This window comes from Gramella jeungdoensis, from assembly GCF_023805255.1.
GTDB lineage: Bacteria > Bacteroidota > Bacteroidia > Flavobacteriales > Flavobacteriaceae > Christiangramia > Christiangramia jeungdoensis.
The window spans coordinates 463,325-477,260 of the sequence record NZ_JAMSCK010000004.1; the positions used below are offsets into that span (position 1 = coordinate 463,325).

The following is a 13,936-nucleotide window of genomic DNA, read 5'->3' on the forward strand; positions in this document are numbered from 1 at the left end:
TCATGAAAATAGAAAAGAATAAAATTGTAGTAGGGAGTATCGTCGCTATCGTTGTCATCTTTCTGATCTCTTATACGATAATGATTATGAATGAGGAACAGGACGCACCCAAGGAATTAAATCATACTACTGTTCCGGAGCTTAGCGAGGAGCCACTATCCTATGATTCCAAGCTGGATGCTATCAATGACCTGAAAGAGGTAAGAGAGACAAATGTTCCCAGTCTATATGATGAGAAACTAATAGATTCACTGGGGTATTACGACTCCGAACTTCCTGAAAAAGAAAAAAAGCGGATCATAGATAGTATTTATTTCCTGGGAGAACGAAGATCTGCAGAAGTACAGGCCATGGCTTCACCTCCACCAAAACCCCTTAACAGGACAGTTCCACGTCCAGATACCTCCGCAATCCAGGAAGAACGTAAAATTCAGACAAAGGAGATGGGACTGGAACATCAACTATTTTTTGCCTCCAATCCTAAAACAAATGAAAATACGGTTTCCGGAACTACCGATTCCGAAATACGGGTTGTTGTTGATGGCACCCAGGTGGTCAGGTCTAATTCCCGAATCCGATTACGGCTGGACCAGCATGCAACTATAGATAATAAACGCGTCCTTAAGAATACCCCCATTTTTGGTTTTGTAAGTTTTCAGCCTAACCGGGTGCTTATCGAAATAGAGAATATAAAGCATCAACCAACCGCATTGAAAGCATTTGATCTACAGGATGGAAGTGAAGGTATTTATGTGGAAAATAATTTTCGTGAGGAAGCTACTACCGAAGTTGTGGACGACCTTTTAGGAGAGATCAATATTCCCAGTGTGCCACAGGTAGGTGGTATAGGCAAACTACTAAAAACCAAAAATCGTAACGTAAAAGTTACGGTCCTGAATAACTATAAACTCATACTAAAACCAGGCTTATAAACACCTGGTATAAATTAAATTTTATGTCATGAAAAGATATTTTCTTATTTCCGCGATCATTCTAACAGGCACCGAGCTTTATTCTCAAAAGGCAGAACCGTTGGACACTATTTTTGCCAATGAGCACAAAAACGTAGCCTTATTTTTTCCCCAGCCTATCAGCCAGGGTATTACAGGTGCCAGCCATTTTGTTTTCACCCATAACAGGGAAAGACAACAACATTTTGGATTATTACAGGCCAAACCAGGTAAAGAGAGTAATCTTCTGGTAATAGATGCCGGAGGTTCAGTGTATTCTTACATCCTTAAATATAAGAAGGATCTCTCCAGATTAAACTATTTCATCCAGGATACTGACCGTATAGGCACTGAAAAGCGTGATCTGCCAGATCTTTTTAAAGAAGTAGAACCAATCCCGCTTGACATAGACACTCATTATCGAAATTTTTGTGCCTATCTACTGAATAAAAAGGGACGGATTGGCCGATTAAGGAAAAGAAACCAGGGCATCATTTTAAGTATTGAAAATATAGTTTTTAACCAGAACGAACTGTATTTTGTAATTCAGATTGAAAATGGATCCAGTCTGGATTACGATGTTAATTTTCTGAATTTATCCGTGAAAACCAGGCAAAAGGGAAAGAAAAAATCCATGCAAAGCATTGTGAAGGAACCAATATTTAGATATAAAACTCCGGTGAAAATTAAAGAAGGCCAATGCGCTAGACTGGTGTATGTATTTCCAAAATTTTCTTTGAGTAATGACCGAGAAGTTTTACTGGAGTTGAACGAAGAAAAAGGAGAAAGAGATGTGGTTTTAAAAGTTTCTCATCGCCATATAAATAATCCAAATTAAAAGCCAACGGCAGGATGATACAATTAGAACGCTTTGGAAGCTTTTGAACCTCGCTATTAGATAGAATGGCTGGATAAATCGCTATTTCAGAAATAAAAAAAAATTCGCAATTCTTTATTGAAAAAAATATTGCAAAAACTCGAGATTACAATTTTTAAAAGTGAATCCTTAAAAATGAGGAAAGGATATGTCAAAATTGTACGTGCAAGGATATAAATATGATTAAAGATTTCTTCTGTCTGGTGTTTAAAACACCTTATAGATAATGGATAAAACCAGCCATCAGCTTAGAGAAGAGTTGTTAGTTTTCTGAAGATTACATTGGCAACCTTATATTTTTATTGATAAAATATTTCATCGCTTCGTTAGTGATGAAAAAATTCAGAAATCATAAACCGCATTGGAAAATGCTAAGGCCTTTAACTCCTGTTCATTTCTTGAAATTCCGTATTGATCAGCTATCAGGCGCCAATCCGTCACCGCATCTACGACTGTCTTTATTATAGTTAGTGCCTCTTTTTCTTCCAACCTAAAATACTCAATGACCGATAAAGCCAGCTCCAGTTCTAACGCATTTTCGTTTTCTGAAATATTTAGTTTTAAACCGGTTCCTGTTTCTATGGGATTCACATCATAAGCGGGAGAGAGACGCCATCCATCTTTATATAATAAAAATCCGTGATTCCTTAAATGGTCATCAGTATTAGAAACACAGATACTGAAGACAATTCGTCTCCATAATTCTCTAAGATCTTCATCTACATTACCACCCTGGGTAGTGATCAGTTCCGCTAGTTCCAGGTAACTGGCACCACTTTGATAATCGGCACCATCCGTATATTGTAATAAGGTCATTGCAGAGGCAAAATGAATGCGGTCTCCGTGATCGGTTCGATCAAAACGCTTCGTCAAAAAGGTATGATTATCGGAAGTAAATTTCTGTGCTTTAGAGGTAGCCATGTTAATTCCCGCTTTAATTGCCATTTGATAGGTGACGGCCTCCCATCCTCCTATATCTCCCTGATCCGTTCTGCTGGGAAATTTGGCAATCCATAGCGCCCCGTTTTGGTCACGTATTCCTGCCTTTGGCCTGGCTCCTCCAAGTGAGGCCCCAGGATCAATGAGCATATTTAACCATTGCAGATAATCAGGATCATCAATTACATCATCCTGCTCCAGTTTTAAACTAATTCTTTCTAACTCCCGAAGTGTGGTCCACGGCGGAGCTGCCATCTTATTATTATCATTTAAAAAGGGTCCCTCTTCATTTTCCTTAAAACGTAATCCGCCCATCCGGTGTGCATCATAAACTCCAAGCAAATAATCTGTTTCGAAAAGCCTGCGCTCCGCCCGCTTTTCTAATCTTGCCAGAGCGGCTTCCCGTCTTCGCATTAATATTCTTCCCCATCGATCCGGAGAGGAATCCAGAAATATTCCAAAATTATGTTGTTCATTACCTAGGAACTGAGGTCCTTCATATAGTTGAAGAGAAGGATCCAGAACCTGTGCAAACGGTGATTGCAACCAGGATTTCTCATAAGAGAATGAAAAAACTTCATTACCCCGTACTCTTTCCGATTGCAATCGTCCCATTAATAAAGACTCTTTCATTCCTACCCAATCCGAATAAACCAGTATTGATCTTGTTGATGCCATAGCTATTTCTTAGGTGCGCGTTCTCCAGTTTTAAGTTCAGCATCCTGTAGTTTTCTTCCCAATGGATCTTTTAGGGCAAGTTGAAATATATCCTCCTCAAGCCCCAACACTTTTAACACCTGAAAATAACTTCCCAGACTGACACTGGGGTTGCCTTTCTCTATGGATAATAGCGTAGGACGGCTGATATTTGCTCTTTCTGAAACCTGCTCCATGCTCAGTTTTCGTCTTAATCGAGCCAGTTTAATCTGCCCGCCCATATCAGATAATTTCCGTTTGTCTCGAGGAAATAAAATAGTTCTTGAATTTCCCATAATGTAAATTATTTTTTACAAATATAGTATTTTTTGTAAACTATAATTTACATTATTAAACAATTCTCATATCTATAATAGATAGCTGAGCCATACTTATAATACCGTAATGATAATTTTTAAACTGAATTATGTCAAGTTTTTTCTGGTTTCTACTTGACAATTTATTATCACACTGAATTATTTAAAAATGGATTTAGCTTCCTGATAAATTCTTTCAAAATTCCTTTCCAAATCGGTTGAAGAAAACTGCTGAGCTTTTTCAGGAAGTTCTCTTCGAATATGCGGTAGTTTAAACTGTACCTTCCTGTCCTTTCCATCTGCATAGGTAATAAATTCACCCTGCTTCAGCCGAAAGAAAACATTAGCACGTATTTTAGGAATTTCTTTTTCACCAGTAGTAACCCTGGTATCAAAATTAAGATTATGTCCACGACTAACACTCCGGGTAGGGTTCTTTATAATTTCAAAAAAACGTTCGTAATATCTGGCAGTATCCGGATCGTTTACTTTGCCAAAAAACTGGTAAGATAGATTACTCAATATAGCTTTACTGGCTTTATCTCCATACATCATGTCATTCTGGATCTTATCCTGCATCACATATACAGTAGCGATATCATAACTTCTGAGTGTAGCTGGAATTCGGTGCATATTCAGTAGTCGTAATGTTGGAGCCTCTTCCATCAATAGAAAAGATGATTTGGAATTCCGCACACTCATTTGTTTGGTAATGGTATGAATAATGGCTGCGATAACCGCGGCATAAGAAGATTCAAATTTAGGATTGTTCACAACAGAAATTACTGCAGGGTTTTCGGGATGATTAATATTAAGGGGGATTTCATCTGCAGACAAAGCCATAAAGATGCTTTGGGTACTAATCCTTTTTAAGGCGTTGGCCAGGGTGCTCTTTACTCCGGCTGTTTGTCGTTCCGAATCTTTTCCACTAATAAAGGCATCTGCCATCGCCCTGGACGTCCTGTTTGATTCCAAAAAGGCAATAAGGCTGTCTGTATCCAAAAACTGATATATAGCTATTAAATGCGGTAAGGTACAGTACTGCGGATAAGATGTCTTCAATTTCCAGATAAGACCACCTATCAAACCTTCTGCAGCATCATTAAAAAATTTCGTCGTTCCGCTGGTTCCTGTTTCTTTTTGCTCCAATAGATTTTCAATAAGCACCCTGGAAATTTCATTCACACTTTCTTCATTCTCCAGATACCGGGGCGCGATGGGATTCACCCGATGGATAATTTTATCAAAGGAGATCACTTTAAAAGGGATATCAGAATTCTTAAAAAGCGGGTATGCCATTTCGGTAAGTTCAAAATCCTTATAATCATGGATCACCCCACAGAAACTGTACTTCTGAAAATGCTTTAGAAAACCATAGACCACACTTTCCGTTTTACCACTACCGGCAGAACCGATGATGGAAGCACCACGTTTGATATTGACGATTTTAAAATCTTTGCCATTTGTTTTAAAAATGACCTGATACTTCTTAGCCACTTTATCTTCGGTTTCAGTGGAATGAAAGAAAACATAGAAAACCGTATTAATTAATAATAATGGGCAGGCAACATACAACAGGCTTTCAATCAGCTGTTCAGGGTAAAAATAATAAGTGATGATACCTGAGAGTAGCACGGTATTTATTAGAAACGCATATCTGGAAATTCGGTATAACCCATAGAAAATCAGACTGCAAAAAGCGACGAGTAAGATCGTGTTTACTGTGCTGAATTCGTCCATTGCTTATTTATTATTTCGGTTAAATTCCGATAGAGCTAGATTTAACTGCTATATCCACTCCCCTTCTTAAGCGATTAAAAACTTTTAATGCCAGTTGGGCCTTATTCGTAGGAATATTTGGCATCATGGGGATCCCGGATTCTTTAAGTATTTTCATGGCCACTGTCTTTTCACTGGTGGGCAGTTTCATCAAACTGGAAAAATAGCCTTTTGGGTTTTTAATGAACTCTTTCCGCGAGGAATAGGATTCCACAAAATTTCGTTGATACCCAAAGGTTTTGTCGAATGTATTTTCAGCGTTTCTGAAAAATTTATCTCGATCAAAACCTCGTTTGACTGTTTTTCCATTTAATGTTACCTCGGAGGCTCTGTATTTACTTCCTGGAGATAAGCTAAATTTATTTGAAGCATCCCGCCGACTTACAATAATATGGATATGGCTTTGGTTCCCTTCTTTGGACATTCCCTGAACAATACGCAGGCCTCCCTGTTTATGTGGGGCAGCTTTCTCCAGTTTACTGATCTCACGTTTCATCTGGGCAATGTTGCCAGGGTGTTCCTTCCGCTTTACTTTTTGGATATCATTTTTTAGTTGAAGAATTTTGGCTGCAAAAGGCTGGTTTTCCCGTACCTGTTTATCGGTCCCTTTAAAGCATCGTTGATGTTCGATTTTCGCGTAGTATTTAATATCATCAACATTGACTGGCCGGCCATTAATCTCCCTATTGAAAGAAGCCACATAATCTTTCATTAATTCTCGGGTGTACTTTTTTAAATCCTCGCTATTGTTTTGTAATCTGCTCAATTCTTTTTTGGATGGACTCACTGTAATGGAATAAAACCTGGGTTCTGTCTTTTCCAGCTTAGCAGTATTTGCGTCAATTTGACGAACCACTTCCTCTGCCGGAATCTGATCTTTATACTGATTGAAAAAGAACTCTTGTTCCTCTGGATCCAACCCCTGATTTTCCTTTTCCAGGTAGCCCACAAAATCGGCTGAGCCCTGAGAATAATTTCCACCTAATTTTTGTGCTGTGATAGTGATATACATTTTTAAATAATTTATGAGTCCTGTTGCTTTCGTTCCTGATATTTCGGTTGATTCTCTGCCGTATTTTTCTTCTCCAGGATGAGGGGTTGTTTTTTAGGCTCTGCTTCCCGGAATAATGACTGCATCATGGCTACCGTAGGTTTTGTTTGGCCTTTCTCAATATCCTTTAGAATAGCAATGACTCCATTGATCCTTTTCTTGATCAGAGTTTCCAGGGTTTGCATTTTTGGTCCCATAGATTCGGTGGGCGAAATACCATTATTCTCAAAAAAATCAATCATCAACAATAAGCTTACAGATTGTGATTTTGAGATAGTACGGCTAAACCGTCTAAACTTTTTCGCAACTGAAGACTTGATCTTTAGCGTCTCGAATAGTTCCTTTTTAAATTCTTCATCCATTTTTTAGTAAAAAATTGACCATTTATCAGGAGCTGGGAAAGGTTTTTAGTAAATATTAATTTCCTAACACCCTGATTTAAAATATTTTAAACTTTAAATAACTGATAATCCGTTATTTAGACTTTCATTAGGAAATGTAACGCGGCTCTGCCCGTTACCCTCTTGCTATTCCTTTCCGTCCCGCAGGCGGGACAAAAATCTCATACAAATTGGCCTATGTTCCAATTGCATTTTAAGGAATAAAAATTCCAGTATGTAAAAATTTTTGATGGGTAAGGTTATCAGCGAAAGTCAATAATTGGGATCACCTTACATAAAATGATTTGCTGAAATTCAGCTTATTAAAGATACAATATTTTTCTCGACAAGGAAATTAATAGTTTCTAAGGGTACCTGAGAATTTTATTTTTTAAAATCACCAGGTGACAGTTAAATAATAGAACGATCTAAATCGAATCTAGAATTCAAAAAAAATACCTCTAAAGAGTTTTAGAGGTAATTTTAATTGATTAAACAGTTTAGAGGATCCCTTCATCCGCAAAACTCACATAGTCACCATCTGGAGTGAGAATTAAATGATCAAGGACTTTAATATCCAGAAGTTTCGCTGCTTTTATAACCTTTTGTGTCAGCAGTTTATCTGCTTCACTTGGTTTTAGAGTTCCGCTGGGATGATTATGCGCAAGGATCACAGCACAGGAAAGGCTTTTAAGAATTACGGCAAATAAGATGCGTAAATCTACAAGTGTCCCGGTAATTCCTCCGGTGGAAACTTCAAAAATGCCTTTCACCTTATTTGCGTTATTAAGTAGCATGACCTTAAAACATTCCTGCAGGCCGATTTGGTCTTTATTCCAGGTGTTATATAATAGTTTCGCTGCATTAACAGATGAACTTATTTTAGGAGCCTGGGAAATCTTAAAATTCCCCTTATATTTTATCGATATTTCATTAACTTTCGTTTTCATAATTCTAATTTGTAGATAGGTTAGAATTGAAGAAAGAGGGCGTTACCCTGAACAAGTACCCGCCCTCTTCATTTAACTACTGATGGCTTTCGCCCATAACAGTTCCACCGCCTAACAGAAGAATTTCACTGGCTACCACTTCAGTAACATATCGTTTCGCTCCTTCTTTGCTTTCATAGGATCGATTTGTCAATTTACCTTCAATGGCAATTTCTTTACCGGTTCCTACATACCTCTCTACGATTTCAGCGGTTTTTCCCCATGCCACCACATTGTGCCATTGGGTGTCCTGAACTTTTTCACCTTTTGAATTTTTATAAAATTCGTTGGTTGCAAGTGAAAAACTGGCTACTTTTTTGCCACTTTCAAGATTTCTGATTTCGGGGTTTTGTCCCACATTTCCGATTAACTGAACTTTGTTTCTAAGCGTACTCATAATTTAAAGATTTAAAGATCTACCTTTCGGCAGACAGGTTAATAATTGATTTACTTATTATATCCGGAGCTTTTCCTGCCTCGCCGGCAGGCAGGCTTTTTTGATTTTTTTGTTCTACTTCCGAATATTTTGTTTTTATTGATTTCATGAGGTTCTTTTTTGATTTACTTCCTATAGAGCCGTTTGCTATTTCCTTTTTGATGCTGATACAGTTTCAGGATATAGAATTAGAGAGGACTTATAAAAGGGCAGACGAAGTCAACCGGCTTATGCAGTCCGGCTAACTTCTATATGCTGGTATTTTGCATTCATAAAAAGGAAAGTACAGCAACGGTCAGGTAAGTAAATGTGAACCGAGAAAATGAAAAACAAAACGGAAGGAGAACTTAATACAAAGTATTTTAATAGAATGATCTTGGTAATATTCTAAAAATAGAATTCCGCACAGGAGGTTATGTCTAAAATCTCCTGGTATTTTACCCAAATAATTACGGTCAAATTGCCGAGTTAATAATATATTTTTTAAAGAAGAAAAATCACTATTAGAATTAAAGTTGGTAACCAAAATTGATAACCAAATTTTATTATCATATAGTTTAATTCTCAGTGTTTACGGGAATGTAAACAACAGGTATTATCATCTCGCTCCTTATGCAGGTGGGCTTCCACCTAAGTGGAATAAAATAATGTTTAAGATTGCTGCTTTAGGTCTGATACTTGTTATTTTGCGTCTCTATATAAGTCTTTAAAAATAATACGCTTCAAACTAAATCCAGAAGCTAAAGGAAGCTAAAAATGATTTTAATTCCTTTTACCGATAGAATTTTATAAGGACATCTCAGTATCAAGAGCTTCAACCGGTTCAATCACCTTTTCTGTATTCTTAATATCCCAGTTCTTTTTTAGACGGTAATTCAAAACCGGATGAGCTGTGAAAGATTTGGTAGTAAAGCCCTCGTTCATAATATCTTTAATCATGCTTTCACTTTGCCCCTCGGTAATCCACTCCTCCTCAAATTTTCTATCAAGAGCCAAAGGCATTCGCTTAGCCTTATTATGAACCTTCTCAAACAGGGGATTAGCATCTACCGTAATAAGGCTGGCATAATAACTTCCCTCTCCATCGCTTGTATAAATACCTGCGAAGGTGAAAATTTCCCTCTCTTTATAGTTTTTACTTTCCTGTAAATAACAAAAGTAAGGCTGGCTTTCTTTTCCAACATGGTGAGGTTCATAAAATCCATCAGCAAATATTAAACATCTTCCCTCCCTGATCGGTTTGGAATACAATCTGGAATTGAAAATCTTATCATCTCTTGCATTTAATGTATTATATCTACGATCTTTATAAAAATCATCTGGATTTGCATAAGAGGGAACTAACCCCCAGTTTGCCGGATACCAGTGCCCAGGCTCATCCATGGGAATAATATAGATATTACTATGTGTGAAGCCATCATTAAAATTGTAAGGCTCCAATATGTCGGTTTCTATAGGAGGCCTGTTCATATATTTGGAAATCTTTGCTTCAGACTGGTATAATGACTTCTGGTAACACATTTTAAATATATATAAGGTTCGAATTATCCGTAATTAGGCAAGCCGTATAACTGTTCCCTTTCAGATCCTGGAAATAGAATCCTCTCACCGCACGTGGTTTAGATCCGTCCCATATCCATACTTTACAGTACCCTGCCTGTTCGTGATTTGCAAAAGGAAGGTTCTTCAGATTCAGATAATCCACCTTATAAATCTTCTCCCGACCTGTCAGAAGGGACTCTTCATTATCCAATCCAACAGGTAGATATCCCCAATTAGCGGGGACAACATTCTTTGACCCTTCAGGAGTAATATAGAGCGCATCCTTATTAAGTTTTCCCGATACTATTTCAGGAAATTTGAAATTATTATTTTCTAAAATTTCTTCCATTATTATCTGAATATTAAAGATAGGAATTTCTTTTATTCAAAATTATGGATTTTTTCCAATTATGAAAATGGAATATTTCCTAATTTTGTGCAATGAGTTTATTTCATCATCATGGAGGGATATTTTACCGGCGCGCAGCAGAGCAGCTCCAGGATCCTCATTTCGGGATAATGACGGACTACTGGTATATGGCAAGAAGGTCTTGCAAATCTTCAGTCTTGATTGATCTTCTCATTTGCACGATATTATATGATCACACTGGCAACCGTTTTGAATGTAAATCCATACACCATGGAGATTACAAACCCTGGAAAGAAGTAATTCGCCAACAAATGGAAGATCATATGCTGAAATATGGTGTAGACAAACTCATGGCAAAAAGGATTGTCCGGGATATGGAAATAACTAAAGATAAACTTGTGCCCTTTGACAGGCTGGATTTTTTATACAGAAAGCTTTAAATAAGTAATGGATCACAATAGAACTGGAATTCCAATTAATTCTTGGCAATATATGTAGAGGCTAAAGTGGACTCATCGATTAAAAGTTTTTTGCTAGCAACCATTCTAGTTCTCTCCTTAGTATTGTATAATCAATATAACGATTCAAAATTAAGGTAACCTTTGACGATCATTTTAAACAACATCCCGAACTGATGAAATATATAGAAACAAAACCATACAAAAAATTAGAACCTTTTATTCATTCCTATTGGGAACTGAAAGGGGAAGACTCGGACAAACAATGGGAGCGAAATTTTCCAGATGGATGTGCAGGTTTAGTAATGAACATTGGAAACACCTGTCTGACGGACAATGGTTCTGTATCTATGGAATTTGGAAAAACTTATGTCGTTGGTGCAATGACTTCATTTAAAGATAGTTTTATCGACAGCAACACACATCTTCTTGGAGTTTGCTTTAAACCTGCAACTTTTAGGAATTTTTATAATTATGCCGCCCAAAATGAACTGACAGACAATACATTAGAATTTGAAAAACTCAATTCATTTAATATTGATAAAATTCTTACAAACCGTACCAATTATCTTAATCAATATTTTTCGGACAGAGTGAAAACCAAAGAGAACCAATTACAATCTATACTGAGCTATATTCATTATTCAAATGGAAAATTGAGCATTGCAGAACTTTCAAAGCGAAATCATATAAGTGTGCGACAATTAGAAAGAAAATTTAAATCACAAATAGGGATTTCACCAAAAGAATACTCAAACATAATTCGTTTTCAAAATGCTTTGAAAATAATTAAAAACTCAAGTGAAAATCGCAGTTTATTAGATATTGCATTTGAATGCGGATACTATGACCATTCCCATCTTACTAATGAAATCAAGCGAAATACAGGACTTTCACCATCGCTACTTTAAGATGTCGGATTTTTACAAAGCGCAAAAGGTTGTCTAAATTTAATTTTACAAAGACATTAAAATTTAGACAGATGCGAAAAATTTCACTTTTCATTGCCACAAGTTTAGACGGTTACATTGCAAAACCTAATGACGACCTAAGTTTCTTACAACTCGTAGAAAAAGAAGGCGAAGACTATGGCTATCAAGAATTTACGAATACCATTGACACTTTGATTGTTGGTAGAAAAACCTATGATTATGTGCTAAAAGAAATTGGCCCATCATTTTACGACAATGGAGAAAGGGACGTATATGTTATAACAAGAACCCAGAGACCGAGTGTTGGAAGAACGACTTTTTACTCGGGTAAACTGACTGATTTGGTAAAACAACTAAAATCTGAAAATGGAAAAGACATATATTGTGATGGTGGTGCAGAAGTAATTAATGAGCTATTAAAGAATGATTTGATTGATGAGTTTATTATCTCGATAATTCCTGTTTTGTTAGGCAATGGTATCAGATTATTTAAAGACGGCCGACCTGAACAACTACTTGAATTAATTAAAGCAAAATCATTTGATACAGGATTAACTCAACTGCATTACAAACGAAAAATATAAAAAACGAACCGCTAACAGCGATTCTCAAGCTCAATATGCGATATTCAAGAAAATCGAAAAATTGAACTCACCACAACAAATCAAAAATCCGACGAGTCCGCATCCCTACTCCCACAACTTGCGATAAGCGAAACCACTGGTAACTCTAAAAAGACTTTAAAGGTTGTAGAATGTGAAGAGATATATAGGAACTTAAAGAAGGGAAAATGAAGATGATTTTAACTGCATTTTCCTTTCTTGATTCCACAATGGGGAGTATTCCTTTGCGGAACAAACTAATTTAAAGGTTACAGCAATTTTAAATATACACAAAAACTTTTCCCATCCTTAGGACTTTGATAAAATTGAATTTCTACGGTGCCCTAAAAACATTGCTCTTATTAAATCAATTGCAAATACTTAAATTTATACAATTAAATAATTAAATGACCATACACTCCGAATTAAGTATTATTACGGTTCTGGATCTACTGGGAACTTTAGCTTTTGCCATAAGCGGCATCAGGCTCGCATCTGGGAAAAATATCGACTGGTTTGGAGCCTATGTCATCGGATTAATAACGGCGATTGGCGGTGGTACCACCAGAGATCTTATACTGGATGTTATTCCATTCTGGCTTGAGGATATAAAATATTTGATAACTACAGCGTTTGCTCTACTGGTGCTCATAATTTTTAAAAATCGCTTATTTAGATGGAAAAACACCTTGTTTATTTTCGATGCTATCGGCCTGGGTCTTTTTACCGTTACAGGTCTCATAAAAAGTCTTGCTTTTGGGTTACCCATTTGGGCCAGTGTGATCATGGGTGTTGTCACTGGAGCGCTTGGTGGGGTAATTAGGGACATTATAATTAATGAAGTGCCTCTTCTATTTAGAAAAGACCTTTATGCTATCGCAAGTATCATGGGAGGTATTATGTATTATATCTGCGATCAGTTCGAGGTTTTGATTCCCTATCAGGAAATAATTGCTGTATTAACCGTTATTTTCATTAGAATAATAGCTGTCAAATTTCATCTCCAGCTACCCAAGCTAAACTTATCTGAATCATCAGATTAATCGGAATTCCTGAATAGGAATTTAGTATTCTTTCTTATTTTATGGTATAAATGGTAAAATTCAAACATCTATTAATTATAATTATAGTACTCTGTGCTTCTTGCAAGGACAAAGAATCCGTGAGTTCTATAGACCCTGTTAATTGGAGTTCGAGAATGGTAGATTACAATTCAAAGGACTCCCTTGCATCTGGCACTTCATATCCATCTATATACTCTGAAATCTACAGCCTTACCGAACATAAAACTCATGATTTGACCGCCACGGTAAGTATGCGCAACATTAATTTAAAAGACTCTATTTTCATATCGAATGCCGAATATTATAATTCTGAAGGAGTTCTCATCCGTACTTATTTTGATCATCCCATTTATATTGCTCCTCTTGAAACCGTTGAAATAGTTATAGATGAAGAAGATCAAGCTGGAGGAACGGGTGCCAATTTTATTTTCAACTGGAAAATACCTCATGGCTTAAATGCCCCACTTTTTGAAGGTATTATGATCTCTACTTCGGGGCAACAGGGCTTATCCTTTACTACCCGTGGTATAAAAATTAAATAAAGCTACAATTTT

17 protein-coding genes are annotated in these 13,936 nt (G+C 36.7%); 7 read left to right on the top strand and 10 right to left on the bottom strand.

Annotated elements, in window-relative coordinates; all coding sequences use genetic code 11:
• Positions 1–2 precede the first annotated feature (2 nt).
• Together traM and NE848_RS13055 are read left to right on the top strand one after the other, a co-directional pair.
• A complete protein-coding gene (traM, locus tag NE848_RS13050; protein ID WP_252114287.1) occupies positions 3–932 on the top strand; it encodes a conjugative transposon protein TraM in 930 nt (309 codons plus the stop codon).
• 28 nt (positions 933–960) lie between these two features.
• Positions 961–1,788 (top strand): DUF4138 domain-containing protein, encoded by an 828-nt coding sequence (locus NE848_RS13055; protein WP_252114289.1) that lies wholly within the window; start codon positions 961–963, stop codon positions 1,786–1,788.
• 381 nt (positions 1,789–2,169) lie between these two features.
• Here NE848_RS13055 and NE848_RS13060 read toward each other — a convergent pair whose 3' ends face one another.
• From NE848_RS13060 to NE848_RS13100, 10 genes are all read right to left on the bottom strand, one after another.
• The gene (locus NE848_RS13060; protein WP_252114291.1) at positions 2,170–3,444 is read right to left on the bottom strand and encodes a type II toxin-antitoxin system HipA family toxin; all 1,275 of its coding nucleotides are present in this window, start codon (positions 3,442–3,444) and stop codon (positions 2,170–2,172) included.
• Positions 3,445–3,446: 2 nt separating this feature from the next.
• A complete protein-coding gene (locus NE848_RS13065) occupies positions 3,447–3,704 on the bottom strand; it encodes a helix-turn-helix transcriptional regulator (protein WP_252114293.1) in 258 nt (85 codons plus the stop codon).
• A 234-nt stretch (positions 3,705–3,938) separates the two neighbouring features.
• Positions 3,939–5,519, bottom strand: a complete 1,581-nt coding sequence (locus NE848_RS13070; RefSeq protein ID WP_252114295.1) for a type IV secretory system conjugative DNA transfer family protein — start codon at positions 5,517–5,519, stop codon at positions 3,939–3,941.
• A gap of 19 nt (positions 5,520–5,538) precedes the next feature.
• Positions 5,539–6,570 (bottom strand): MobB family relaxase, encoded by a 1,032-nt coding sequence (gene mobB / locus NE848_RS13075; protein WP_252114297.1) that lies wholly within the window; start codon positions 6,568–6,570, stop codon positions 5,539–5,541.
• Between the two features lie 11 nt (positions 6,571–6,581).
• Complete coding sequence (locus tag NE848_RS13080) at positions 6,582–6,971, bottom strand: BfmA/BtgA family mobilization protein (RefSeq protein WP_252114299.1); 390 nt, start codon at positions 6,969–6,971, stop codon at positions 6,582–6,584.
• A 518-nt stretch (positions 6,972–7,489) separates the two neighbouring features.
• Positions 7,490–7,939, bottom strand: a complete 450-nt coding sequence (locus tag NE848_RS13085; protein ID WP_252114301.1) for a JAB domain-containing protein — start codon at positions 7,937–7,939, stop codon at positions 7,490–7,492.
• 76 nt (positions 7,940–8,015) lie between these two features.
• Positions 8,016–8,375 (bottom strand): single-stranded DNA-binding protein, encoded by a 360-nt coding sequence (locus NE848_RS13090; RefSeq protein WP_252114303.1) that lies wholly within the window; start codon positions 8,373–8,375, stop codon positions 8,016–8,018.
• A gap of 19 nt (positions 8,376–8,394) precedes the next feature.
• Complete coding sequence (locus NE848_RS17315) at positions 8,395–8,523, bottom strand: hypothetical protein (RefSeq protein WP_279344056.1); 129 nt, start codon at positions 8,521–8,523, stop codon at positions 8,395–8,397.
• Positions 8,524–9,200: 677 nt separating this feature from the next.
• Positions 9,201–9,935 (bottom strand): SOS response-associated peptidase, encoded by a 735-nt coding sequence (locus NE848_RS13095; protein WP_252114305.1) that lies wholly within the window; start codon positions 9,933–9,935, stop codon positions 9,201–9,203.
• A 1-nt stretch (position 9,936) separates the two neighbouring features.
• Positions 9,937–10,305: a hypothetical protein gene (locus tag NE848_RS13100; protein WP_252114307.1), complete on the bottom strand. Its 369-nt coding sequence runs from the start codon at positions 10,303–10,305 to the stop codon at positions 9,937–9,939.
• A 92-nt stretch (positions 10,306–10,397) separates the two neighbouring features.
• Between NE848_RS13100 and NE848_RS13105 the strand changes: the two genes are divergently transcribed.
• From NE848_RS13105 to NE848_RS13125, 5 genes are all read left to right on the top strand, one after another.
• Entirely contained in the window at positions 10,398–10,766 is a 369-nt protein-coding gene (locus NE848_RS13105; protein ID WP_252114309.1) for a hypothetical protein, read from the top strand.
• A 194-nt stretch (positions 10,767–10,960) separates the two neighbouring features.
• Positions 10,961–11,695, top strand: coding sequence for a helix-turn-helix transcriptional regulator (locus tag NE848_RS13110; protein ID WP_252114311.1), 735 nt, complete (start codon positions 10,961–10,963; stop codon positions 11,693–11,695).
• A 71-nt stretch (positions 11,696–11,766) separates the two neighbouring features.
• Positions 11,767–12,300 carry a dihydrofolate reductase family protein gene (locus NE848_RS13115; protein WP_252114313.1) on the top strand — a complete coding sequence of 178 codons (534 nt, stop codon included), beginning with the start codon at positions 11,767–11,769 and terminating at the stop codon, positions 12,298–12,300.
• A gap of 425 nt (positions 12,301–12,725) precedes the next feature.
• Positions 12,726–13,361 (top strand): trimeric intracellular cation channel family protein, encoded by a 636-nt coding sequence (locus tag NE848_RS13120; protein ID WP_252114315.1) that lies wholly within the window; start codon positions 12,726–12,728, stop codon positions 13,359–13,361.
• 119 nt (positions 13,362–13,480) lie between these two features.
• A complete protein-coding gene (locus NE848_RS13125; protein ID WP_341482789.1) occupies positions 13,481–13,924 on the top strand; it encodes a DUF3124 domain-containing protein in 444 nt (147 codons plus the stop codon).
• The last annotated feature ends 12 nt before the right edge of the window (positions 13,925–13,936 follow it).